The organism is Vibrio gazogenes (assembly GCF_002196515.1).
Lineage (GTDB): Bacteria > Pseudomonadota > Gammaproteobacteria > Enterobacterales > Vibrionaceae > Vibrio > Vibrio gazogenes_A.
This window is the reverse complement of record NZ_CP018836.1, coordinates 1,254,659-1,276,997: the sequence shown is the minus strand read 5'-3', so window position 1 is coordinate 1,276,997 and position 22,339 is coordinate 1,254,659. Positions and strand designations below refer to the sequence as shown.

The 22,339-nt window shown below is 44.1% G+C and carries 19 protein-coding genes; 11 read left to right on the top strand and 8 right to left on the bottom strand.

The annotated features are described in order from the left end of the window. Positions 1-49 precede the first annotated feature (49 nt). From BSQ33_RS21270 to BSQ33_RS22305, 4 genes are all read left to right on the top strand, one after another. Positions 50-1,417 (top strand): MFS transporter, encoded by a 1,368-nt coding sequence (locus BSQ33_RS21270; RefSeq protein ID WP_088135257.1) that lies wholly within the window; start codon positions 50-52, stop codon positions 1,415-1,417. Further along, positions 1,396-1,797 carry a hypothetical protein gene (locus BSQ33_RS21265; protein WP_021021544.1) on the top strand — a complete coding sequence of 134 codons (402 nt, stop codon included), beginning with the start codon at positions 1,396-1,398 and terminating at the stop codon, positions 1,795-1,797. The genes BSQ33_RS21270 and BSQ33_RS21265 overlap by 22 nt, the downstream gene beginning before the upstream one ends. Positions 1,798-2,437: 640 nt before the next feature. After that, positions 2,438-3,856, top strand: coding sequence for a tryptophanase (gene tnaA, locus BSQ33_RS21260; RefSeq protein ID WP_021021545.1), 1,419 nt, complete (start codon positions 2,438-2,440; stop codon positions 3,854-3,856). Positions 3,857-4,022: 166 nt separating this feature from the next. After that, complete coding sequence (locus tag BSQ33_RS22305; protein WP_141650704.1) at positions 4,023-4,199, top strand: linear amide C-N hydrolase; 177 nt, start codon at positions 4,023-4,025, stop codon at positions 4,197-4,199. A 17-nt stretch (positions 4,200-4,216) separates the two neighbouring features. Here the strand turns inward: BSQ33_RS22305 and BSQ33_RS21255 are convergent, their stop codons facing one another. Then, the gene (locus BSQ33_RS21255; RefSeq protein ID WP_088135256.1) at positions 4,217-5,230 is read right to left on the bottom strand and encodes a helix-turn-helix domain-containing protein; all 1,014 of its coding nucleotides are present in this window, start codon (positions 5,228-5,230) and stop codon (positions 4,217-4,219) included. A 181-nt stretch (positions 5,231-5,411) separates the two neighbouring features. On the opposite strand from BSQ33_RS21255, the gene BSQ33_RS21250 reads away from it, so the two are divergent. From BSQ33_RS21250 to BSQ33_RS21235, 4 genes are all read left to right on the top strand, one after another. Then, a complete protein-coding gene (locus BSQ33_RS21250; protein ID WP_021021547.1) occupies positions 5,412-6,812 on the top strand; it encodes an ethanolamine ammonia-lyase subunit EutB in 1,401 nt (466 codons plus the stop codon). Next, positions 6,809-7,663: an ethanolamine ammonia-lyase subunit EutC gene (gene eutC / locus BSQ33_RS21245; protein ID WP_088135255.1), complete on the top strand. Its 855-nt coding sequence runs from the start codon at positions 6,809-6,811 to the stop codon at positions 7,661-7,663. The genes BSQ33_RS21250 and eutC overlap by 4 nt, the downstream gene beginning before the upstream one ends. A gap of 79 nt (positions 7,664-7,742) precedes the next feature. Next, positions 7,743-9,131, top strand: coding sequence for an ethanolamine permease (gene eat / locus BSQ33_RS21240; protein ID WP_021021549.1), 1,389 nt, complete (start codon positions 7,743-7,745; stop codon positions 9,129-9,131). 652 nt (positions 9,132-9,783) lie between these two features. Then, entirely contained in the window at positions 9,784-11,193 is a 1,410-nt protein-coding gene (locus BSQ33_RS21235; RefSeq protein ID WP_021021550.1) for an RICIN domain-containing protein, read from the top strand. A 189-nt stretch (positions 11,194-11,382) separates the two neighbouring features. Here BSQ33_RS21235 and BSQ33_RS21230 read toward each other — a convergent pair whose 3' ends face one another. Next, positions 11,383-14,871, bottom strand: a complete 3,489-nt coding sequence (locus BSQ33_RS21230) for an acyl-[ACP]--phospholipid O-acyltransferase (RefSeq protein WP_088135254.1) — start codon at positions 14,869-14,871, stop codon at positions 11,383-11,385. 344 nt (positions 14,872-15,215) lie between these two features. Between BSQ33_RS21230 and arfB the strand changes: the two genes are divergently transcribed. Continuing rightward, entirely contained in the window at positions 15,216-15,632 is a 417-nt protein-coding gene (gene arfB / locus BSQ33_RS21225) for an alternative ribosome rescue aminoacyl-tRNA hydrolase ArfB (protein ID WP_038180158.1), read from the top strand. A 1,892-nt stretch (positions 15,633-17,524) separates the two neighbouring features. Continuing rightward, positions 17,525-18,187: a HEPN domain-containing protein gene (locus BSQ33_RS21220; RefSeq protein WP_157721474.1), complete on the top strand. Its 663-nt coding sequence runs from the start codon at positions 17,525-17,527 to the stop codon at positions 18,185-18,187. Positions 18,188-18,282: 95 nt separating this feature from the next. On the opposite strand, the gene BSQ33_RS21215 is transcribed toward BSQ33_RS21220, so the two are convergent. The 6 genes from BSQ33_RS21215 to BSQ33_RS21195 form a co-directional block, all read right to left on the bottom strand. Next, a complete protein-coding gene (locus tag BSQ33_RS21215; protein WP_088135252.1) occupies positions 18,283-18,669 on the bottom strand; it encodes a hypothetical protein in 387 nt (128 codons plus the stop codon). Further along, positions 18,666-18,833 (bottom strand): hypothetical protein, encoded by a 168-nt coding sequence (locus BSQ33_RS21745; protein ID WP_157721473.1) that lies wholly within the window; start codon positions 18,831-18,833, stop codon positions 18,666-18,668. The genes BSQ33_RS21215 and BSQ33_RS21745 overlap by 4 nt, the downstream gene beginning before the upstream one ends. Before the next feature lie 574 nt (positions 18,834-19,407). Continuing rightward, complete coding sequence (locus BSQ33_RS21210) at positions 19,408-19,800, bottom strand: hypothetical protein (RefSeq protein ID WP_232472008.1); 393 nt, start codon at positions 19,798-19,800, stop codon at positions 19,408-19,410. Positions 19,801-20,087: 287 nt separating this feature from the next. Next, positions 20,088-20,486 (bottom strand): DUF6911 family protein, encoded by a 399-nt coding sequence (locus BSQ33_RS21205; protein WP_088135251.1) that lies wholly within the window; start codon positions 20,484-20,486, stop codon positions 20,088-20,090. 337 nt (positions 20,487-20,823) lie between these two features. Then, positions 20,824-21,207 (bottom strand): hypothetical protein, encoded by a 384-nt coding sequence (locus BSQ33_RS21200; protein ID WP_088135250.1) that lies wholly within the window; start codon positions 21,205-21,207, stop codon positions 20,824-20,826. A 287-nt stretch (positions 21,208-21,494) separates the two neighbouring features. After that, positions 21,495-21,878, bottom strand: coding sequence for a hypothetical protein (locus BSQ33_RS21195; protein WP_021021562.1), 384 nt, complete (start codon positions 21,876-21,878; stop codon positions 21,495-21,497). Between the two features lie 190 nt (positions 21,879-22,068). On the opposite strand from BSQ33_RS21195, the gene BSQ33_RS21890 reads away from it, so the two are divergent. Further along, positions 22,069-22,320 (top strand): hypothetical protein, encoded by a 252-nt coding sequence (locus BSQ33_RS21890; RefSeq protein WP_088135249.1) that lies wholly within the window; start codon positions 22,069-22,071, stop codon positions 22,318-22,320. The last annotated feature ends 19 nt before the right edge of the window (positions 22,321-22,339 follow it).

The window sequence follows — 22,339 nt, the reverse complement described above, 5'->3', positions numbered from 1 at the left end:
GTCAAACTCTATAGTATTCCGGCCATAAAAATTTTGTCAGAGGTTGCTCATGGTTTATCGCTACCGAATTGCTCTCATTTTTTTGATCGGTTTTTTTATTGACTGTATAAATATCTTTATGTCAGCAATTTCTCTTCCTGATATTGCCAGAGAATTGTCTGTATCAGCGTCAAGTGTTGTTTGGGTTGCAAATAGTTATATTCTTGGTCTGACACTGATTATTCCTATTAGTAATTGGTTAGCCAGTCAATTTAGCGATCGATTAACCATTGTGGCATCCATGCTTATATTTTCATTGGGTGCATTATTAGCTGGTACAGCAAATGATTTTTATTCTTTAGTCACTTTTCGTTTTATTCAAGGCGTGGGTGGTGGCCTGCTTATTCCCGTTGGTCAAGCTCTCACATTTAATTTATTTAAAAATAAAGAACGAGCAAAAATATCAACACTTGTTATGGCGGTCGCTTTGATTGCTCCCGCTATCTCACCGACTATTGGTGGCATCATTGTTGACCATGCTTCTTGGCGTTGGGTATTTCTATGTAATATTCCCTTTAGTTTATTAACAGCGTTATTAGCCCTACTATGGATTCGCTCTGAGGAAACGAAGGTAAAACGCCCTGACCTAAAGGGGCTAATGTTGGTTAGTATTTCATTGGCCACAATACTCATAGGACTTTCTCTTTATGCCGATGCTGGTTCAAAACTGAAGTCATTATTGTTTCTTATCATCGGCTTTGTTTTTGCCATGGCTTACTTGAAGTACTATCAGGATAAGTCTGACCCCATTCTTGATCTCAAAATGCTGCATAATATTCATATGCGATTTTCTGTGCTGATTTACCATGCCGTTCCTGGTGTCTTCACAGGAGTGAACCTATTAAGTATATTTTTTCTTCAAGATGAGCTGGGTTGGTCGGCGGAGCAAACTGGATCATTGATGATACTTTATGCGACAGGGTCATTTTTTGCCATGGTAATGGGTGGCCGACTCTATAATCGTATTGGTGCGCAGCCATTATTTCTATCTGGTTTATTATTACACTCCTCCGGGATCGCGGTTCTCTCTTTAGCGGGAAATACTCTCACACTGCCATTATTGATTATCGCCTACCTATTGATGGGCATGGGAGGAGGAATAAGTGCCAATACAGCCCAGACAACGGCGATGATGGATTTTGACGAAGAGCAACTGACTCGAGCCAGTACTATCTGGAATCTGAATCGTCAGATGTCCTTCAGTATCGGTGCTGCTTTTTTCACTTTAGTTTTTAACTTGTTGCAACAGTACACCACGGATATGTCAGCCTACCAACTGACATTTTTAATCGCCTCAGTTGTTGGGCTCAGTCCCTTGCTACTGATTAAAAAACTCACCCAGAAAAAGGACTCGTTATGTTATCCGAAAGAGAATTAGTCGCGCATCACAGTGTTATCGAGCTTCATCAATGGATTCAAGATGTATTTACTGGTGATTCAAAGCACCCTATGTCTCTAGAGAAACTACTAAATAGCTTCAGCCCGACTTTTTCCATGGTCCCAGTTTCTGGGAATCTTGTCGGTCTACAACAGGTTGAAGCGCTATTTCGGCAGAACATCGGAAGTCGCCCATCCTTGTCCATTACAATTGAGCAATGTGAAACGCTATTAGCAACACAAGACAGCATTGTTATACGCTATCGTGAAATACATCAGGAAGAAGATAAATGTTCTTCTCGCTGGTCCGTAGTGATTATTGATATGCATAGCGGTAATCCGCTATGGCGATATCTACAAGAAACGGCTGAGGCATTGTAAAGACTAAGTCTATGCCAGATGCAAAAATAGAGGTATGCCGCACCAACCCCCCAAGATCATCAACGTCATCTTCTAATTCACCTTTGCGTTTGCTAAGGTCGCTTGGGTCAGTTGGTGTGCTCTCTGTTGTTAAAGCAGTCGCGTTTCTTCTTTTATAATGAGTTTTGCTATTTCAATTTGATGACTTAGGTCACAATTATTATTTTAGTTAATTTACTTACCCAATAGACTTGGTTAAAAATCCATCTATCAGTCAACCAGCTATAACTCACAGCGGATTTAGATATGAGTAAAAATCTAAAAATTCAAGATAAGTTATGGTCAAGCTCCTTAGCTTGGTACACGCACGACTATCAAATCTCAATCTTACCTTCTTTTACACTCGCCTAACCGTCTTGGTTGTTTCTGCATTCTTTCGCATCGATTAAACAATCAGCATCAACATTAAATCTATTTATATCGTTTTTTGATACTGGCACTCATCTTTATTCATTGAAAGGGGTGGTTTAGTTATTCCGAATCGATTTATTTAACTCTAAATTTATCGCTAATTATTTAGCGCGATATTTTACACCCTAAATATATATCGGGTGCCGAATAATATCGTCTGACGAAAATTAATTAATTCAAAGGTATTATCATGGAAAATTTTAAACACTTACCAGAACCATTTCGTATTCGTGTGGTTGAGCCAGTAAAACGTACCACGCGTGAACATCGTGAAGAAGCCATCCTTAAAGCAGGTATGAACCCGTTCCTTTTAGATAGTGATGATGTGTTCATTGACCTTCTCACTGATAGCGGCACTGGTTCTATCACTCAAAGAATGCAAGCCGCAATGCTGATGGGCGATGAAGCATACAGTGGCAGCCGCAGCTACTACACGCTTGCAAATGCTGTAAAAGATATCTTCGGTTATGAATTAACGATTCCAACACACCAAGGTCGTGGTGCAGAACAAATCTATATTCCTGTTCTGATTAAAAAACGTGAACAAGAAAAAGGCCTAGACCGTTCAAAAATGGTGGCGCTGTCTAACTACTTCTTCGACACCACGCAAGGTCATACTCAGGTTAACTGCTGTGTGGCGAAAAACGTCTATACCGAAGATGCGTTCGATACGTCTGTCAATGCAGATTTCAAAGGTAACTTTGACATCGCGAAACTTGAAATGGCGATTGAAGAAGCCGGCCCCGCGAACGTTCCTTACATCGTCAGCACAATTACTTGTAATTCTGCAGGTGGTCAGCCTGTTTCTATTGCGAACTTAAAAGCGGTATACGCGATTGCTCAACGTTACGATATCCCTGTCATCATGGACTCAGCGCGTTTTGCCGAGAATGCTTATTTTATTCAACAACGAGAGCCCGGTTACCAAGATTGGACGATCGAAGAAATCACGCGTGAAACTTATCAATACGCAGATGGCTTAGCCATGTCAGCAAAGAAAGATGCAATGGTTCAAATGGGCGGACTGTTGTGTTTCAAAGATGAATCAATGATGGATGTTTACACTGAATGCCGCACACTTTGTGTTGTTCAAGAAGGTTTTCCTACCTATGGTGGTCTTGAAGGCGGTGCCATGGAACGACTTGCGGTCGGCCTTTACGATGGCATGCGCCAGGATTGGCTAGAGTACCGTATCCGTCAGGTTCAGTACCTTGTTGATGGCCTGGAAGCCATTGGGGTTGTGTGTCAGCAAGCCGGCGGTCACGCCGCATTCGTTGATGCAGGTAAATTACTACCTCATATCCCTTCACATCAATTCCCAGCTCATGCTTTGGCTTGTGAGCTCTACAAAGTTGCGGGTATCCGCGCGGTGGAAATCGGTTCGTTACTATTAGGCCGAGATCCGGCAACGGGTCAACAGCACCCTTGCCCTGCTGAGTTGTTACGCCTGACGATTCCTCGCGCGACTTACACTCAAACGCACATGGACTTCGTGATTGAAGCGTTTGAGAAAGTCAAAGAAAATGCCCACAACGTGAAGGGGTTGGATTTCACCTACGAGCCACCCGTACTACGCCACTTCACGGCTCGTCTGAAAGAAATTGAATAATCACTCACTCAAGCGCGCCTCATTGGCGCGCTATTTCCCTCGAAATCAAGCAACACCAATGAGAGCGAGGCAGAGCTCGACCATATTAACCAACACGCCGCTCATAAACTAAAGAAGACAGAGGTATTGGAATGGGAAGTAAACTACGCCACGGTTTCAACCCTAATTGGGAAAATCAGCGATATTAGAGGTCAAAAATAGCGAGGTACAGATTTATTGTCATGAGAATTATACCGTCATGACGAACCAACCTGATTATAAAACCCAGATCAAAATGATGGACTATTGGTTATATCAATCTGAACGAATCCACTCCTTGAGGTGCGTGTCCTGCTTGAGATAGAGTGAGATAGGAAGGAACTAGCGTTTATAATGGTATAAGCGAGCACGTTGCCGAGTTTGACTTGGCGTTTCACCAAACAGTTTCTTGTAATGCTCGTTAAAAGTACTGATATGGTAGAACCCAAATTCGACCGCTAGATTGGAAATCACAATCTCTTCTTCTGTATTGAGTAAAATTCGTCGAATTTCATTAAGACGGCAATCACGTAAATATTGGATAGGAGATACCCCTAACTCTTGTTCAAAACAATATTGAAGCGTTCGACGGCTAGCGTAAGCAATTTGGCACAACTCTGTCGTGGTTAAAGGATAACGTCCCGTTTTCTCAATATGGTTTCGAATCCGTTCTAACACACGCCGTTTTGCGGGCGCTGAAACTTCAATTTCTCTCATCCCGGTTTCGGTTTGCAACAGTAAATCTGCAATAGCCGAACTAATGACGGGACGCAAGCGTTTAAGACGCTCGCCGCCTTTATGATGGTTAAGCACTGTTGAGAACGGCGTATGATCGCGCAGCATCAAACCAATAATTTTGGCTAATTCATAACTCACTCTGGTATTTGGCTCACTCACCAAAATTTTTGATGATTCATTGAGCCATAAATCAGCATCGAGCCCTGTCAACTCTTGTTGCAACACTCGTTTATCCAGCACTAACCCATAGATATGAAACTCTTTAGGGGTGATCAACTCAAACTCGACGCCTGATGGACGGATCATCAATTGACCTTCTTCAATTTGAGTGCCATTAATTTTAGGGCGTTGTTTCTGTAATGAAAAACCAAGCCAAATATTATATTCATTGACACAGCAGTGCTGTAACAGCGTTTGGTTGGTATATTCTTCAAATACGTGCATCCCCCCAAAATTCAGCTCATCAAGATAACCTGAAAAGTGGCCTTGGCTATGCTGATTATAATGTTGATCCCACTTCACTAAACTTTCGGCTTGCTGATTGACATCAAATGAGTAGGACTTGCATCGTTTTAGTGCAAGAGAATTTCTTTCATGATGCGTTTGCGAAAAACTCATCTTGCTAGCCTCTCCTTATCTGTGCACTGCGCTGATGCATCACGGTTATAACCTATTGAAATTAAATAATTTAAATCTTTTGCGCAATTTCGTTAGCTCCGAGGAACGTTAATCGCATAATAACTGTTGAAAGTATCAAGCAAAGTTCAGGCCTATTGCTTGTATGGATAACGAGGTATTTATGGCGAGTTACCGTTACCAACTAGGCACGCAAACCTATCAATTTGAATCTCTAGCCGAGGTGATGGCGAAAGCAACACCATTACGCTCAGGCGATCAACTTGCGGGCGTTTGCGCCCACTCTGCCGAAGAACGCGTCGTTGCACAAATGGTTTTGGCGGATCTTCCACTAAGGGTATTCCTCAACGAAGCTCTAATTCCGTATGAGAAAGACGAAATCACCCGTTTAATTATCGATGAGCATGATGCCGATGCCTTCAAAACAATCTCACATTTAACCGTTGGTGATTTTCGCAATTGGCTATTACAAGAAACGACCACCGATTTTGAGTTAGCAAAAGTCCGTTCGGGAATAACACCTGAAATGGCAGCAGCGGTATCGAAGATCATGCGTAACCAAGATTTAATTTTGGTGGCGAAGAAATGTCAGGTGATTACTAAGTTCCGCAATACTATTGGCCTTCCGGGACATCTGTCTACTCGTCTTCAGCCCAATCATCCAACCGATGACGTCAACGGTATTGCGGCCTCAATCTTCGATGGCCTCATGTATGGTAATGGCGATGCGGTTTTCGGAATAAATCCGGCAACCGATAGTGTCACGCAGGCGATTCAGTTGATGAAGTTGATGGATGACGTGATTCAGCATTATGAAATTCCGACTCAATCGTGTGTCTTAACTCATGTAACCAATACCATCGAAGCAATTGAAAAAGGCGCACCCGTTGATCTGGTTTTTCAGTCTATTGGTGGAACGGAAGCAACCAACCAAGGATTTGGTGTTAATGCCAATGTGCTGGCGGAAGCTTACGACGCCGCATTAAGCCTGAATCGTGGAACCGTGGGAAATAACGTGATGTATTTTGAAACGGGCCAGGGAAGTTCACTTTCGGCAAACGGACACCATGGGCTTGACCAACAAACCTGTGAAGCAAGAGCTTATGCTTTAGCGCGTAAATTTAACCCCCTTTTAGTCAATACTGTGGTTGGCTTTATCGGCCCAGAATACTTATTCGATGGTAAACAAATCATCCGTGCAGGCTTGGAAGATCATTTCTGCGGCAAGTTATTGGGCTTACCAATGGGCTGCGATATTTGTTACACCAACCACGCCTATGCAGACCAAAATGACATGGACAACCTGCTCACACTGCTTGGTGTGGCCGAATGCTCGTTTATCATGGGAATTCCGGGTTCCGATGACATCATGCTCAATTATCAAACGACATCATTCCACGATGCGCTTTATGCTCGTCAGGTGCTTGGTTTACGTCCGGCACCTGAGTTCGATGCTTGGCTGAAAGCGATGAAAATCTCACCCCAAGACAATCACGTTCAGCTAAACAATGAGCTTGCCCCATCGTTCATTCAACCCCTGCGGCTAATTCAGGAGGTGTCATGAACGATATCCTCCCAATAAAGAAACTGGTTCATGAAGACCCATGGGAAAAGCTACGCCAATTTACCGATGCTCGCATTGGTCTTGGCCGAGTGGGAACCAGTATTCCAACCGCAGAGTTACTGCGTTTTCAGCTTTCTCATGCCCAAGCGATGGACGCGGTTCATGTTCCACTGGATGTAGCGCAGCTCATGGAAGAACTTGAACAGAGCAAACATATTGCCCCGCTTTTGCCAGCTTTTGTTTTACACAGTGGCGCAGCAAACCGAATGGAATACCTACAACGTCCAGATTTTGGTCGCCAACTGGATGAACGTTCTCTCTATCGTTTGCAGCAATTCCGTAATCAAGCCGATCAGCAAGAATCCTATGATTTGGCCATTGTCATCGCGGATGGCCTTTCATCTTATGCCATTGCTCATCACGCAAAACCATTTATAGAGTCGCTCCTCACCCTATTGAACGACGATCCGACAAAAGATTGGAATCTCGCACCGCTCAGTATCGTTGAACAAGCACGTGTCGCCATTGGCGATGATGTCGGTGAAGCACTCAATGCCAAAGAAGTTTTACTACTCGTGGGCGAACGTCCCGGCTTAAGTTCTCCAGACAGCATGGGGCTTTACCTGACTTGGCAACCCAAACGCGGCACTGAAGATTCTCTGCGGAACTGCATTTCCAATGTGCGCCCCCAAGGACTCAATTATCCTGCAGCTGCGCACAAATGCTTTTACTTATTACGTGAATCTCATCGAATCCAACTGACTGGCGTAGGACTAAAAGACCGCTCTGACGACGCTCAGCTAGAAAGTACAACACAGCAACAATTTTGTTTAACCAGCATTTCTGAATGAGCAGGAAGTGCCTGCATGACACAACGGTCTGTCGCACTCAAATTGTCACAATTATTATCAGGGAAAAGAGGGAATTGATATGGAACATGACAGCAAACCCGGCTTAAAAAGAACGCTAGGGAAATTTCATCTCTGGGGTATCGCGGTAGGACTCGTCATATCTGGCGAATACTTTGGCTGGAGTTATGGGTGGGCACAAGCTGGCACATTAGGCTTTTTAATTACGACATTTCTAATCGCAACCATGTATACGGCGTTCATTTTTAGCTTTACCGAACTTTCCACGTCGATCCCACATGCTGGCGGACCATTTGCTTACGCCTATCGTGCATTCGGTCCGGTTGGCGGTTACATCGCTGGCTTTGCTACGCTGATAGAGTTTGTCTTTGCGCCACCCGCGATTGCGATGGCTATTGGGGCTTATTTGAATGTTCAGTTCCCGACTTGGGATCCGAAAATGGTTGCGGTAAGTGCTTATATTATTTTTATGGCACTGAACTTGATTGGTGTGAGTATCGCTGCGACCTTCGAACTGTTAGTCACCATTCTAGCCATTGTCGAACTATTGGTATTCATGGGGGTGGTCTCTCCAGGTTTCTCTATTGATAACTTCGTAGCCAACGGCTGGGCGGGGAGCAATGAATTTTCTGGCGAAGCGATATCAGGTATCTTTGCCGCCATTCCATTCGCAATCTGGTTCTTCCTCGCCATCGAAGGTGCATCAATGGCTGCTGAAGAAGCAAAAAACCCTAAACGTACGATTCCCGTTGCATTTATCGCAGGGATATTAACGCTAGTCGTTCTGGCAATTGGTGTCATGTTCTTTGCGGGGGGCGCAGGTGACTGGCGTGAACTGTCAAACATCAACGACCCACTACCACAAGCGATGAAAATGATTGTTGGTAACACTAGCGGTTGGTTACATATGTTGGTATGGCTAGGCTTGTTCGGCTTGATAGCCTCTTTCCACGGCATCATCATGGGTTATTCTCGTCAGATCTTTGCTTTAGCACGCGCAGGCTTCTTACCTCAATCACTCGCCGCGGTAAACAGCAAATACCAGACACCTCACTGGGCCATTCTTGCCGGCGGTATCATCGGGATCGCCGCCATATTCTCGGATAACCTTATTGTTATCGCAGGACAACCTCTGACGGCAAACATCGTTACCATGGCGGTATTCGGTGCCATTGTAATGTATATTGTCTCAATGCTTGCATTATTCAAACTACGTCGCCTTGAACCGAATCTAGAGCGTCCATTTGTAGCACCGCTATTTCCTTATGCGCCGGCAGTAGCGCTTATCCTTGCCGTACTGTCTTTGGTTGCGATGGTTTACTATAACGTCTTAATCGCGGTTATCTTCGTCGTACTCTTCGCGTTAGGTTTTGTTTACTTCAAAGCAACACATCGTTCAGATGCCATGCAAGCAGGCAATGAAATGCTTCAAGTTCCAACTGAAGCCTAGGGGCTGTTGACTGACCCGTCCTAAATAAGATTGACACTTTTCCAGTCACAAATTGGAGAATGTCATGAAATCAATAGGGAATCGGACACAGCAAGATGATTCCCTTGCCTTTAAATTGGGGCTCTTGCAAGGACACACACCATAAGTAAATCCATTCTTTGAGGTGCGTGTCCTGCTTATTTGTCCCTTATTCCTGCTTATTCCTTAACTTATTCCTTCGAAAACTGACCTGACCCGCGAATTTCATCGCATTCAAATATGCACCATCAATACAGTGAAACACACTTTATGCATCTTTTTGCTACACATATGCAACCTTTTGCTATAGTTGTTTTAGCTATTGTGCATTTTTTAACCAAGGCTGTTTTCATGTCTGTGTCAATAGCGTGGGAAATGACTCTTTTAAACAGTCGTTAACAGAAACATTCGCGAACTACAGCAAATTTTTATCGCCTTTGCATAAAATTTTGCATGGTTTGAGCATTTGAAATGAAGCAGTGAACCATTGACAGATACGATAGAAAACAGCGTGTTAGCTAATTATCTGTTGGTAGTATGTGAAAGAACGGCAGATTAAAAAGTCAAAATCCAAATTTCAGTTGGTTTACCAAAAAATTGTTTAATTGGAATAAAAAACAATCAAGGAGACACCATGAAAGAAAATCATAAAATCAAAGTCACCTCCATCATGTATATGATAGTACTGATGCTGATGGCTGCCGGAATCAAAGGAGCCTTTGCGGAAAATGCCATTATCAACGGCACGTATTCTTTGATCGTTACCCAAAGTGGCAAGGCGCTGGACACCTCGCAGTGGGGTACCATAGACGGTACGAACATTACTCTGAATGACTATTGGGGCGGTGAATCCCAGAAATTCATCATTACGCCCGTCGACGGAATCTGGCACCGGATCACACCCGTGATCGCGCCAGACCAAGCGTTCAACGTATCCAAATGCAGTCCGGATGTCGGTGCCAATATCCAAACATGGAGCTATGAAGGTGGCGCCTGCCAACAGTTCCGATTTGCTGAAACTGGAAACGGTACTTATCAGATTATTACCCGCGGCACAGACATGAGCCTGAATGTTAATAATTTATCCGAGGAAAACGATACCAACGTCATGCAATCGACCAGCACTGGCAAGGAAAATCAGATATTTACACTGCGCCGTCACGCCGAGAACCACATTAGTGGCAATTGTCCGGATGGCGCTATCTGTCGTGATGAAGAAGCCCCCGGCTTATACGACGGAAAAGGCCCCTATACTGTCAGATCATACGAGCTTCCCGGTGCCTTTGTCTCCTTGCCGGCAAAAGCCAAAGTATATTATCCCGCTAATGCAGAACCACCCTATTCAGGCATTGTGTTCTGCCCACCGTTTATGACCAAACAGCTCGCTTTTGCTGCCTGGGGTCCCTGGTTTGCTTCTCACGGTATGGTTCTTGTCACCATGGATACCACCACCATTTTTGACCAGGTCACAGCCCGTGACAATCAGCAATGGCGAGTCGTTAAGGCCCTTAGAGAAGAAAACACCCGTTTGGGCAGCCCTCTCAGAGGTAAGCTGGATACAGACAGAGTCGGAATCATGGGATGGTCCATGGGCGGAGGCGCATCTTGGATTAATGCGGGCAAACACAGAGACGAACTCAAAACAGTGATAAGTCTTGCTGGCCACAACATGACCGCCTGGTTTAACACTGACATCTATTCCTGGTATTCACCGAAGGAGCTACTTGATGCAGCTTATGCCAGTGGCAGGTTAATCAAAATTCCAGCCTTGATCATTAACGGTGCCCTGGATACCACCATTCTCGGCGGCCTGGGTCAATCAGATGGCGTTTACCGATCAATTACAAATACCCCCAAAGTTCTAGCCGTATTAGGTCTTGCTGGTCATTTTGCCTGGGGTTATCCGACTCAGGCAGGTCGAGGTGTGGCATCGCTCGTGCTTGCATTTGAAAAAACCTTTTTGGACGGTGATACACGGTGGGCACCTTATATACAAAAACCCTCAGCCCTCATGAGAAAATGGAGAACATCTGATCTGCCATAATGTATACCGTTAAACTAAAGCATAACAATCAAGGCTATCGGCCCATCATGCCGGTAGCCTTTTTTGTGGAACCCCTACAAGCTGATGGCTGCTTATCAGGACACACACCTTAAATAAACCCATCCCTTGAATGTGTGTGCCCTGCTTATTTGTCTTATGTTTACCTATCTATTTGACGTTTTGTGCTATTTATCCCATTTGCGCCAGTGCCAGATTTTTTGCGGCGGAGAAATCGAGCTTGCCGCTGCCCAGAAGGGGAATATTGGCGACCTGCATGATTTTATTTGGCAGCATCAGAGACGGCATTCCTTTCTGGATCAGGATTTTTTTCACTTCAGCCGGTTCTAAATTCAGATCAACTAGCATAATGATCTGTTCTCCTTTCTTCTCATCCGGCAGATTCACGGCAACCAGTCCGGATTCCGGTTGATCGAGCAGTTCACGGGCACGCTGTTCAACAGCCCCGAGACTTACCATCTCGCCACCCAGTTTGGCGAAGCGTGAATAACGATCAACGATAGTTAAATAGCCGTCACTATCCAGATGACCTTTGTCTCCGGTTTTGTACCAACGTTGGCCGTCCAGTTCGACGACGACTTCAGCCGTTTTATCCGGGTCATTGAGATAGCCCTGCATGATCTGAGCGCCACCGATCAGGATCAGTCCGTCTTCACCGGCAGGTAACGGCATCAGTGTCACGGGATCCACGATCTTAAATGTGGTTCCGGGAAGTGCCAGACCAACGGTTCCTTCACGCTCGGCTTCCTGAATAAAGCCTTCACGACGGACCAGATGCCCCGGCAGGTTGACGCTGGCAACCGGCGTTGTTTCGGTGGTACCGTACCCTTCGAGGACAGGCACCATAAATTTCTGCTGAAATGCGGCTTTGATCTTCGCGTCTAATTTTTCAGCACCGGATACCACAGCTCTGAGTGAATTGAACATCATGGGATTGATGCGACGGTTACGCTGATACATGCCTAAAAATGTCGAGGTTGCACACATCAGGGTGGCTTCATATTTGGCGACTGCACGGGCAATATTCAGGCTATCGGTCGGATCCGGGTGGCAGATGACCGGAATCCCTTCAATCAGCGGTAACATGCCGGTGACTGTCAGACCAAATGCATGGAATAGTGGCAGGGTCGCCATGATTTTATCGTTGCTGCGGATATTCAAAACATCCGAAACCTGACGTAAATTGGCCAGAATATTTTTGTGGCTGAGCATGACACCTTTCGGCGCGCCTTCACTTCCCGAAGAGAACAGGATTGCAGCGGTATCTTCCCGTTGTTGTTGCTGACAGAATAATCGGCTAATCCAACTGGCAGGCAGTGTTTTGACCGCCAATAACATCATCAGTTGTGCGGGACGGCCTAGACTGGCTTTGAAATCTTCCAGATAAAGTACACGACAGCCGTCAAGGAGGGTCTGGCAGTCAATGCCGCGTTTTTCCAGTCTGGCGAGAAAACGTCTGGAAGTGACGATACTTTCTATTGCCGCATTGTGTTTTGCACTGCGCAGCGCTTGTGCTGAAGCCGTGTAATTGAGATTGACCACGGTTTTCCCCGCCATCATCGCTGCCAGATTACTCATCAGCCCGGCACTGGAAGTCGGGACCAGCAAGCCTAAATTCTGTCCCGGCAGATGCTGAAGTTTACGTTTGAGCAGCAGACTGCCGACCAGAAAGCGGCTATGCGTGATTGGTTGACCGTTACTGTCCACGACTGCCCACTGGCTGGGACGATTTTTTGCTGTTGCGATCCAGGCTTCGGGAAGCGTTTCCAGCGTGTCGGCATATTCATTCCAGGTTGCGACGGACATTTCAAATACCTTCTGTTTCACTTCCGTGGCGGTTGAATGGATGTCCATCGCGGTTCCGAATGCGATAATGACATCTCTTTTTATCCCGGTTTTTCTCGCTTTTGCCAGACGTTTGCTGGAACGGGAGAAGAAACTTCCCCACATCCCGCGCAGATAGAACGGAATAATCACACCACGGGCATCCTGACAGGCACGTTCAAAGCCTTTTTTAAATTCTCCCAGTTGACCAAGATGGCTGATACGACCTTCAGGAAACAGACAGACTACTTCCCCCTGATTCAGGAGATCCGTTATCTTGTTTAATGCTTCACGGCTTTTGCCGGGAGCAATCGGAACCACCTGAAACAGATCGAACAGCCATTTGAGATACCAGCGTTGGTAGATAGTCTGATCCATAACAAAGTGTACACGTCTCGGGGATGCCATCTGCACAATTGCCCAGTCCAGCCAGCTGATATGATTACCGAGCAGCAGCGTTCCCTGACCGGCTTCCGGCAGATTGTTGAACCCCAACACTTGCAGACGGTATTTGCGGCCAAGTAATTTAGTCATCACCGAACGGACCAGAACTTCCGGTAGCAGAATGATGGCTGCCAGCGCAACCAAAGCACCAAGGCCGAATAATCCCCACAAGATATAGCTGACATCGAGTTCCTGCGTTGTGAACGCGACCGTGACTGCCAGACATAACAACATGCCGACATTCTGAATGAAATTATTCCCGGCCAGAATTTTACCAATCTGGTCTTCTTTCGCGTGGAACTGAATTAATGCGTTGAGCGGGACCAGCATAAATGAGCCGCCGATACCGATAGTCAGGAAAATACCGCCAAGCAAAACCGATGAGGTGACCTGTGGCAGCAGAAATAGTCCGGCACAGATAATCAGAGCACCGGCGGGGATCAGCGCCAGATTAATGTGATTGACAGAGTGTTTTGAAGCAAATGAAGAACCCAGCATCATACCGACAATTGCCATCGCAATAATACTTTGAATGATAAAGGTATTATCCATAGCAAGGTGGCTTTTGGCGTAGGCCGGGAAAGCAGCAATCATGACCTGACTGATCGAAAGAAACAGGGTTAAGCCGATGACTGATTGCCAAATCGCTTTTTCCTGAAACAGGAGGGTGAGATTCCGGCCTAATGTTTTACCCAGAATGTAATCTTTCCAGATAAATGCGGGTTCTTGTATCTGAGGCCGAGCGCCATTTTGAGGTGTGTGTCCCCGTAAGTGATCTTTTTCCGGTAAGCGGAAAGCCAGCAGACACTCGATCAGAGAACCGATGACCAGTAACCAGCCTAATGGGGCGATGTCCTGAAGAATCGCTCCCGGCTGAAGTGGGGTTTCAGGGGATAATTTCAGTTCGAACAGTGCGGAAAAGACGGCGCTCCCGGCAAGAATGGCAATCATTGAAACCGCCTGAACCCAGGCGTTGCCGTTGCTGAGTTTTTCTGCGCCGACCAGCTCTCGGATGTAACCATATTTTGCCGGAGAATAGAGCGCACTCTGCACTGCGAGAATAAACGTCAGGGCAAAGGATACATAAAACCAGCCCTGATAATAGCAGAAGGTAATCATCAGGGTGATGAATACCGCACATAAAGCGCTGATTTTCATCACTTTGGTTTTTGCATAACGATCCGACAGGTAGCCGGATGGGGTAAAGAGTAATACAAAAGGGAGCAGAATCAGTGCATTGACGATCGCCGTCATCAGCACCTGCTGGTGATCTGACAATGTTTTGAACAGGGTATTCTGCACGACGATTTTATGGCCTAAATCGACAAAAGCGTTCATGAAGGCAACCCATAGGAAGGTGACAAAGCCTCTGACAGTGGTAGCGTTATTCATACGTATTCTCCAATTTAATCGAACAGTGTTCAATTGATGAATAAAATTTAATTGAACACTGTTCGATTGTAAAGAAAATTTTTGCATTATTTTTACCGGAGAGATTAACCAACGCCTACCCAATATTCTCACACGGTTGTCTCCGCCTCAGCAGGAATACCTCAAACTCAGCACCAAGCTGGAAAAGAAACCCAGACTCAGGGTCGCTTCAACCGAACGGCTTAATCTCGCGAAACAACAACTCAAGACGCAGAGAATACTCGGACAAGCTCATTTAAAGCTACTGTTGCGTTTCAAATGACGATATTATTGCGAATAAAATAGCCATAAGCGAAGCCTAAAGCATGTTAACTATCTCTAATACAGTCATTCTTGCAGAATGGGAAATTGAAATGACTGCTATCCGAGCCATGGGGAACGGTGGGCAAAATGTGCAGAAGGTATCCTCAGCCATTCATTTACGTTTTGATATTCAACGTTCGAGTTTACCCTCAGTATACAAAGAAAGATTACTCGCTCTCAGTGATTCTCGAATTACCAAAGATGGCGTTGTCGTGATCAAATCACAAACCTATCGAACTCAGGAACAAAACCGACTTGATGCATTAGAACGCCTTAAGGGACTGATTCAATCCGTCATGGTGGTACAAAAGCGTCGGCGAGCGACCAAGCCAACCTGGTCATCAAAACTCAAGCGCATCAATACTAAAAAGAAGATGGGACAAAAGAAAGCCTTACGAGGTCGAGTCAACGAAGACTAAACGACTCGCTTGATATGACAAAATAAAAAACCACCGACCAGTTTAGCCAAAGAACCCCTGACGCCCCCCTACCGAGGACACACGCTATCAGTAAATCCATTCCTTGAGGTGCGTCATATTTCGGAGCCGGAGGCTGGGATATAAAATTTGAGGTGCAGCGGTTTGGTGCGCGATTGATTTTACCGATCTCAATAGCATCTCCAACAGCGCCCCAGATACTTTTGGCGTTCCAAAAGTACCCAAAAGAACGGTTTAGTTCGTGGGCGCTAGCCGGGTCGGATTGATTCGCTCCTGCTCAAGCAATCCTGAAAAATCGTCCTGATTTTTCCCCCTGAGTTCAGTGATCAAATTGACTTTTTAAGAATGTTTCACCCAATTCAAATCAACCACCTAACCAAGAAAACCATTCACGGATGAATGGTTAGGCTTTTCCGGGCAGGACGCCCGTAAAAGCTGGTTCTGGACAACGCACGACCAAGCCCAACAAAAAAAGATTTTCTGGTTCGTCTTTCATCTCTGAAAGATGAACAGGCGCACAGCACACCGATGTTTCTGAAATCGCAGAACGTAATTTGGCGTCAAATCTGGATAGCCGGAGGCTAGGATATAAAATTTGAGGTGCAGCGGTTTGGTGCGCGATTGATTTTACCGATCTCAATAGCATCTCCAACAGCGCCCCAGATACTTTTGGCGTTCCAAAAGTACCCAAAAGAACGGTTTAGTTCGTGGGCGCTAGCCGGGTCGGATTGATTCGCTCCTGCTCAAGCAATCCTGAAAAATCGTCCTGATTTTTCCCCCTGAGTTCAGTGATCAAATTGACTTTTTAAGAATGTTTCACCCAATTCAAATCAACCACCTAACCAAGAAAATCATTCATGGAAGAATGATTAAGCTTTTCCGGGCAGGACGCCCGTAAAAGGCGGTTCTGGACAACACGCGACGCCGCCAAACAAAAAAGATTTTCTGGTTCGTCTTTCATCTCTGAAAGATGAACAGGCGCACAGCACACCGATGCCACTGAAACCGAAAAACGGAATTGTGCGTCAAATCTGGGAGCCAATGGCTGGGGAATATAAAATTTGAGGTGCAGCGGTTTGGTGCGCGATTGATTTTACCGATCTCAATAGCATCTCCAACAGCGCCCCAGATACTTTTGGCGTTCCAAAAGTACCCAAAAGAACGGTTTAGTTCGTGGGCGCTAGCCGGGTTGGATTGATTCGCTCCTGCTCAAGCAATCCTGAAAAATCGTCCTGATTTTTCCCCCTGAGTTCAGTGATCAAATTGACTTTTTAAGAATGTTTCACCCAATTCAAATCAGCCACCAAACCAAGAAAACCATTCACGGATGAATGGTTAGGCTTTTCCGGGCAGGACGCCCGTAAAGGCCGGTTCTGGACAACGCACGACCAAGCCCAACAAAAAGATTTTCTGGTTCGTCTTTCATCTCTGAAAGATGAACAGGCGCACAGCACACCGATGCCACTGAAACCGAAAAACGGAATTGTGCGTCATGCCTCGAAGTCAAAGGCGACAAGAATCACCAGACAAATCAATAAAACCGAACCCCGTCGCATTTCCCTAGGCAACCCATCTAAAACCATGACAAACAGTGTTTTTTGCTGCTCGCTTCTTTTATCCTATGAACCATTCAATCCACACAGACCGAATATCGCTTTATGAAAACATCTCTCGACCATTTGCCCTAATCCAAACAACAGGAGCTTGCCACCATATCGACCATTCTGCGCGATACGCTGGACGACTATCTTCAGGGCAAAACAGCGAGTAAAAGCGAGTTTCGCATCCTAAAAATCATCCTGTTCGGCAGCCATGCCAAAGGCAGTTGGGTCAACGATCCGGTCAATGGCTATATCAGCGATTACGATATTCTGGTGATTGTGAATAAAGCCGCACTGGTTGAAGAAGATGTGGTCTGGCAACGCGCCAAAGAGCAGATCGACCGTAAAGTCACTTCCGCACCGCTGGGATTGATTGTCCATGATTTGCAGGAAGTGAACGAACGGCTACAGCAAGGGCACTACTTTTTTAAGGATATCCGTGAAGAAGGGATTGAACTGTTTGCCGCCACACCCAAACCATTGGCAGAGCCGGGGGATTTAACCGAAGCAGAAAAGCAAGAAATTGCCCGTAAGCATTATGAGCAGTGGTTTGAAAGTGCAGTTCAGTTTATTGCTTTACACCAAGTGACGATGCAAAACCATTGGTTGAAAAAAGCTGCGTTTTTACTCCATCAAGCAAGTGAACATTTATTCGCCTGTACCCTACTCACCTGCACCAATTATTTACCCAAGTCCCACAACATCGAAAAACTGGGCAAACTATGCGCCCAAATCGATGCTGAATTTGCAACCATTTTCCCACTCGACAACAAATTCCACCGCCGCTGCTTCCGTCGCCTGCAACGCGCCTATATCGAAGCCCGCTATTCGGAGCATTACGAGATTACCGTGGAAGAATTGGCATATCTGGAGGGTGAGGTGCAGAAGCTGAAGGGATTGGTGGAGCGGGTTTGTTTGGGACGGATGCAGAGCTGAAACCTGACGTGGTCTCAGCTCTGCATCCACTTTGACGGCCGACTCATCCCATATCTGGATTTATAATGAACAGCCTCAAGGTTCAGCCTCATCTCTTACCTAGAGGCGTAACGCCTTCTTAATTGTGCCATATATTGTTCTACAAAAACCCTATCATTAGGGTAAGATTTGATATAAAAATCTACAATATAATGCATTAGTTGGACGAAATGATTAGGGCTTATAGATATGGTCTCATATTCACCAAGGAAAAAGGTTACTTCATCAAACTCTTCCGGGATATCCCAATCTTGATCCAAAGTATAGCTAAAACCTTCTGCTGGAGAATATCCATATCCTTCGCTAGCCATCTTTAAGAATGACTTATAGTCCATCTTATCTTCTGATAACGTAGCATAAAGAATATCATATAGATCCCTTCCATCTCTTTGATATAAATAGTCTTTAGTCGCAATTAACCAACTTATTTTTTCCTTGTTCATTTTGAACCTCTTGGGGGAATCGTAATAAATGCATTATTAATTTGACCTGTTTTAGCATTCCTAGTTACTTGGAACCAATAACCATCGATTTTAACAGAATATTGTCTGTCCTTAGGATTTGCTTTGAAATAACTTTCAGCCTGCTGAGCTGCCTCACTCGACATTCTGGTAACTTTGGAACTTGGTAATATGTGGGGATCATATGTTGTTTTGTTTGTGTGGTTTTAAAACCTATTTTTTCCCTTTGTTATTTATCGCTGGAATTTGATACTTGTACTCGATAAGTCCAGGATAATTTTTATCTGTAATTCTAAGATTTATTTTAGCTCCCGTCATTTCAACAGATTCTAAAAATGCATCTTGCTTATGAGCTCCAGCGTATTACAAGGACACCCGCCCTAATCAATTTCTCATCATCATGAAATCAGTCTGTCCATTGATGACCAACAACATTTGAACTCATTCGGAATAAGCTTATGAGATCACTGTTGAAGAGCTGAGGCATCTGGAAGGGTTGGTAGAACAGGTTAGGTGATGCGCTGGAACCGGTAGTGGTTCCAGCTTCATACTTAGCTTACTTACCTAAACCAGCAAGGTCTTTCACAATCATTTCAGAGATTAATGCAACATCTTTCGGTTCATCTTCCTCATCCCAGGAAAATGCAGCAATTTCAAAGTTAACAGCAGCATCCTTCAGGTAAGCATATTTAGTTGTATAACGATTTAAACCAAAGCTTGCTAATTTTTTCCATCTTGAGATACAACGATATGATGAGAAACCTCTGGTTTGTTTAAAGCTTTTCCACCAATATTAAATGTCCGCTTATAATCAATGGTAATATCAACTGTAGGTGATTCCTGATTTTCTGATGCTGCCAGTATTCCCTGCTCTTGCATATATTTTTGGATATCATCGAAAAATTCCTGATTCAAGACTTCTTCTGAAGCAAAAGTCGTATCCCCCTCAATCGCACCATTTCCTAAAGTTAAATTAACTTTGACAGTTCCCAGCTTATATTTGGTAACACCTTTTGTGATTGGTACGGGATCGACATAATATTTATATCCCGGACCACTGGAACAGCCAAATAAAAACAACATACCGATACAAATTAATAAATTACGCAGCATATTCTTAACACCTATTTATGATTTATTTACTTTTTAATAAAAATATCTGCTTATACGAACATCATTCATCACTTAATTTCAAAAATAAAATCTTGGTACCAAAGTTCCTGTTTTTTCTCAAAACATGACTGAATGCTTTTACTATCTGAGCATAATAAATTACACACTCATAACCATAAGAAAGAGGACAACTAAAGCTGCCGGAGACTACCCAACCGTGAAAGCCGACTCACCCCATATCTGGATGTATAAACATGGGCGTGACACAGGATAATGAACAGTCTCATTTATACAGAGAGTATTTCTTGTGATACATCCCCAGTTTCATAGAATTCTCTGCACACACTTGTCACTAGGGTAAAGTCACAAGTTAACATTTTCATAGGCCAATAATCACCTAATATTTCAATCTTTGGCTGCATTGAATCTATTTCCAAATTATCATAACTTCTAACTTCATCATCACCTTCTGTTATATTATCAAGCAAAGTCATTAAATAATATCCATTTTCACCGCGTATTTCTAGACTAACAGGACCAAAATCTGGTCCATCAATAATAGATAAGTACATAGAACCACCTAATTCTTTTGTTTTTTGAATCCTAAGTAAAATATCCTTCCATGATGGATACATTATAGAACCATTAATTCCTTCAACCGAACAAGATAAATTTATTTTATTCATTACTCACCTCCTCCCCAATAAAAACTTCTCTTAATTTCGACATTTTCCCATGCTCATTTCTAGACCAAATCCGAGTATGTCCTGTCACTTTCTCATATATAAATTCTTACAAGGACACACACCATAAATAAATCATCCCTTGAATATGTGTGTCCTGCTTATTCCAGAAGCTGAAAGAGTTGGTGGAACAGGTTTGTTTGGAGCGGATGCAGAGATGAAACCTGACGTGGTCTCAGCTCTGCATCCACTTTGACGGCCGACTCATCCCATATCTGGATTTATAAAAATGAACGTGACGCAGAATAATGAATAATCTCATTGGTTCCTGTATTTTTCACTACTCTTCTTTCTTGGCCCGCTCTTCTCTAATTTTTACACCGACTCGACGATAATTTTCTCGTTCCTTTTCACTTTCATATTCATCCCTGTCAGGAAACTCTTCCCAGTTATCATGTAGTATTATTGGTCGCAATTCATTAGCTAAATTAGAAAAACCTGTGGAAAGATCTTGTAAGCTGGCTTTTACTAACATTAAGACACTTAACGGAGATAATTCTTGTCCTCCCTTTATAGCCCCCGCTAACATGTCAACTCTGCTCTTAAAATTTTCAATATCTTTCAAACAATCATTAATTTCAAGATTATAATCTTCTATATCAATCTCTTTGGATGTCGAAATTTTTTCAAGACACTCGAGCAAAAACAATAAGTCTTTAATCATTTTGGTAGTTTTCTCCCTTGCTTCTCCACCTGTTTAGATTTTTCTCATTAAAAGTACCATCTAGGTTTAATACTGCTTTAAAGTTTCCCTGCTGATCGAAAACTTCTAAGTAGTTTTTATGTCAAAATAAGGACACACACCATAAGTAAAACCATCCCTTGAATGTGTGTGTCCTGCTTATTCCTTGAGTAATAAACACCAGAGATGCTGGTGTTTCAGAATTCTTACGAGGACACATGCTATAAGTAAATCCATTCTTTGAAGTACGTGTCCTGCTTATTTTCCTATCACCGACATTTACCTGACCATTTTTCTCTAACTTTTTCACCAACTTTACAGTAATATTCTCTTTTACTTTCAGTTTCATATTGCTCTGTTTCAGGAAAATCTGCCCAACGACTATCCACTGCTACTGGGTTAAGCTCATCTGTTATGTTAGAAAACGCAGTGCATAAATCTTGTATACTCATACCTACCAGCATTAGAGCACTAAGCGTTGATAACTCTTCCTTACATTCTATAGCACCAGCCAATCCACTGACTCTTTCTTTTAAAACTTCAATATCATGAAAACAATCTTCAATTTCTAACTTTAAATTCTTCGTATCGATGTCTTTGCTATCAGATATTCGTTCTAAACACTTAATTAGGAACTTTAAATCTTCAATCATTTAGGTAGCCTTCTTCCTGTTTTCTTTGCTTGAGTGGTCTTCGCGATGTTTAATGTACCATCTAGGTTTAATACTGCTTTAAAATTCTTACAAGGACACACACCTTAACAAACCACAAATTTTTTCTCATACATTACCCAACTCCTGTTGTAGCAAAAATGGTACAGTTTTATGCTCTAACTCCGGGCGAGTGTCCTCGCTATTTTACATCGAAAAACTGGGCAAACTATGCACCCAAATCGATACTGAATTTGCAACCATTTTCCCGCTCGACAACAAATTCCACCGCCGCTGCTTCCGCCGCCTGCAACGCGCCTATATCGAAGCCCGCTATTCGGAGCATTATGAGATTACCGTGGAAGAATTGGCATACTTAGAGGGTGAGGTGCAAAAGCTGAAAGGATTGGTGGAGCGGGTTTGTTTGGGGCGGGTGCAGAGCTGAAACCTGACGTGGTCTCAGC

Excerpts from the sequence above, each read along its gene's own strand:
- BSQ33_RS21270 (WP_088135257.1), top strand. The coding sequence starts at position 50 with ATGGTTTATCGCTACCGAATTGCTCTCATTTTTTTGATCGGTTTTTTT.
- BSQ33_RS21265 (WP_021021544.1), top strand. The coding sequence starts at position 1,396 with ATGTTATCCGAAAGAGAATTAGTCGCGCATCACAGTGTTATCGAGCTT.
- tnaA (WP_021021545.1), top strand. The coding sequence starts at position 2,438 with ATGGAAAATTTTAAACACTTACCAGAACCATTTCGTATTCGTGTGGTT.
- BSQ33_RS21255 (WP_088135256.1), bottom strand. The coding sequence starts at position 5,230 with ATGAGTTTTTCGCAAACGCATCATGAAAGAAATTCTCTTGCACTAAAA.
- BSQ33_RS21250 (WP_021021547.1), top strand. The coding sequence starts at position 5,412 with ATGGCGAGTTACCGTTACCAACTAGGCACGCAAACCTATCAATTTGAA.
- eutC (WP_088135255.1), top strand. The coding sequence starts at position 6,809 with ATGAACGATATCCTCCCAATAAAGAAACTGGTTCATGAAGACCCATGG.
- eat (WP_021021549.1), top strand. The coding sequence starts at position 7,743 with ATGGAACATGACAGCAAACCCGGCTTAAAAAGAACGCTAGGGAAATTT.
- BSQ33_RS21235 (WP_021021550.1), top strand. The coding sequence starts at position 9,784 with ATGAAAGAAAATCATAAAATCAAAGTCACCTCCATCATGTATATGATA.
- BSQ33_RS21230 (WP_088135254.1), bottom strand. The coding sequence starts at position 14,871 with ATGAATAACGCTACCACTGTCAGAGGCTTTGTCACCTTCCTATGGGTT.
- arfB (WP_038180158.1), top strand. The coding sequence starts at position 15,216 with ATGTTAACTATCTCTAATACAGTCATTCTTGCAGAATGGGAAATTGAA.
- BSQ33_RS21215 (WP_088135252.1), bottom strand. The coding sequence starts at position 18,669 with ATGAACAAGGAAAAAATAAGTTGGTTAATTGCGACTAAAGACTATTTA.
- BSQ33_RS21745 (WP_157721473.1), bottom strand. The coding sequence starts at position 18,833 with ATGTCGAGTGAGGCAGCTCAGCAGGCTGAAAGTTATTTCAAAGCAAAT.
- BSQ33_RS21210 (WP_232472008.1), bottom strand. The coding sequence starts at position 19,800 with ATGCTGCGTAATTTATTAATTTGTATCGGTATGTTGTTTTTATTTGGC.
- BSQ33_RS21205 (WP_088135251.1), bottom strand. The coding sequence starts at position 20,486 with ATGAATAAAATAAATTTATCTTGTTCGGTTGAAGGAATTAATGGTTCT.
- BSQ33_RS21200 (WP_088135250.1), bottom strand. The coding sequence starts at position 21,207 with ATGATTAAAGACTTATTGTTTTTGCTCGAGTGTCTTGAAAAAATTTCG.
- BSQ33_RS21195 (WP_021021562.1), bottom strand. The coding sequence starts at position 21,878 with ATGATTGAAGATTTAAAGTTCCTAATTAAGTGTTTAGAACGAATATCT.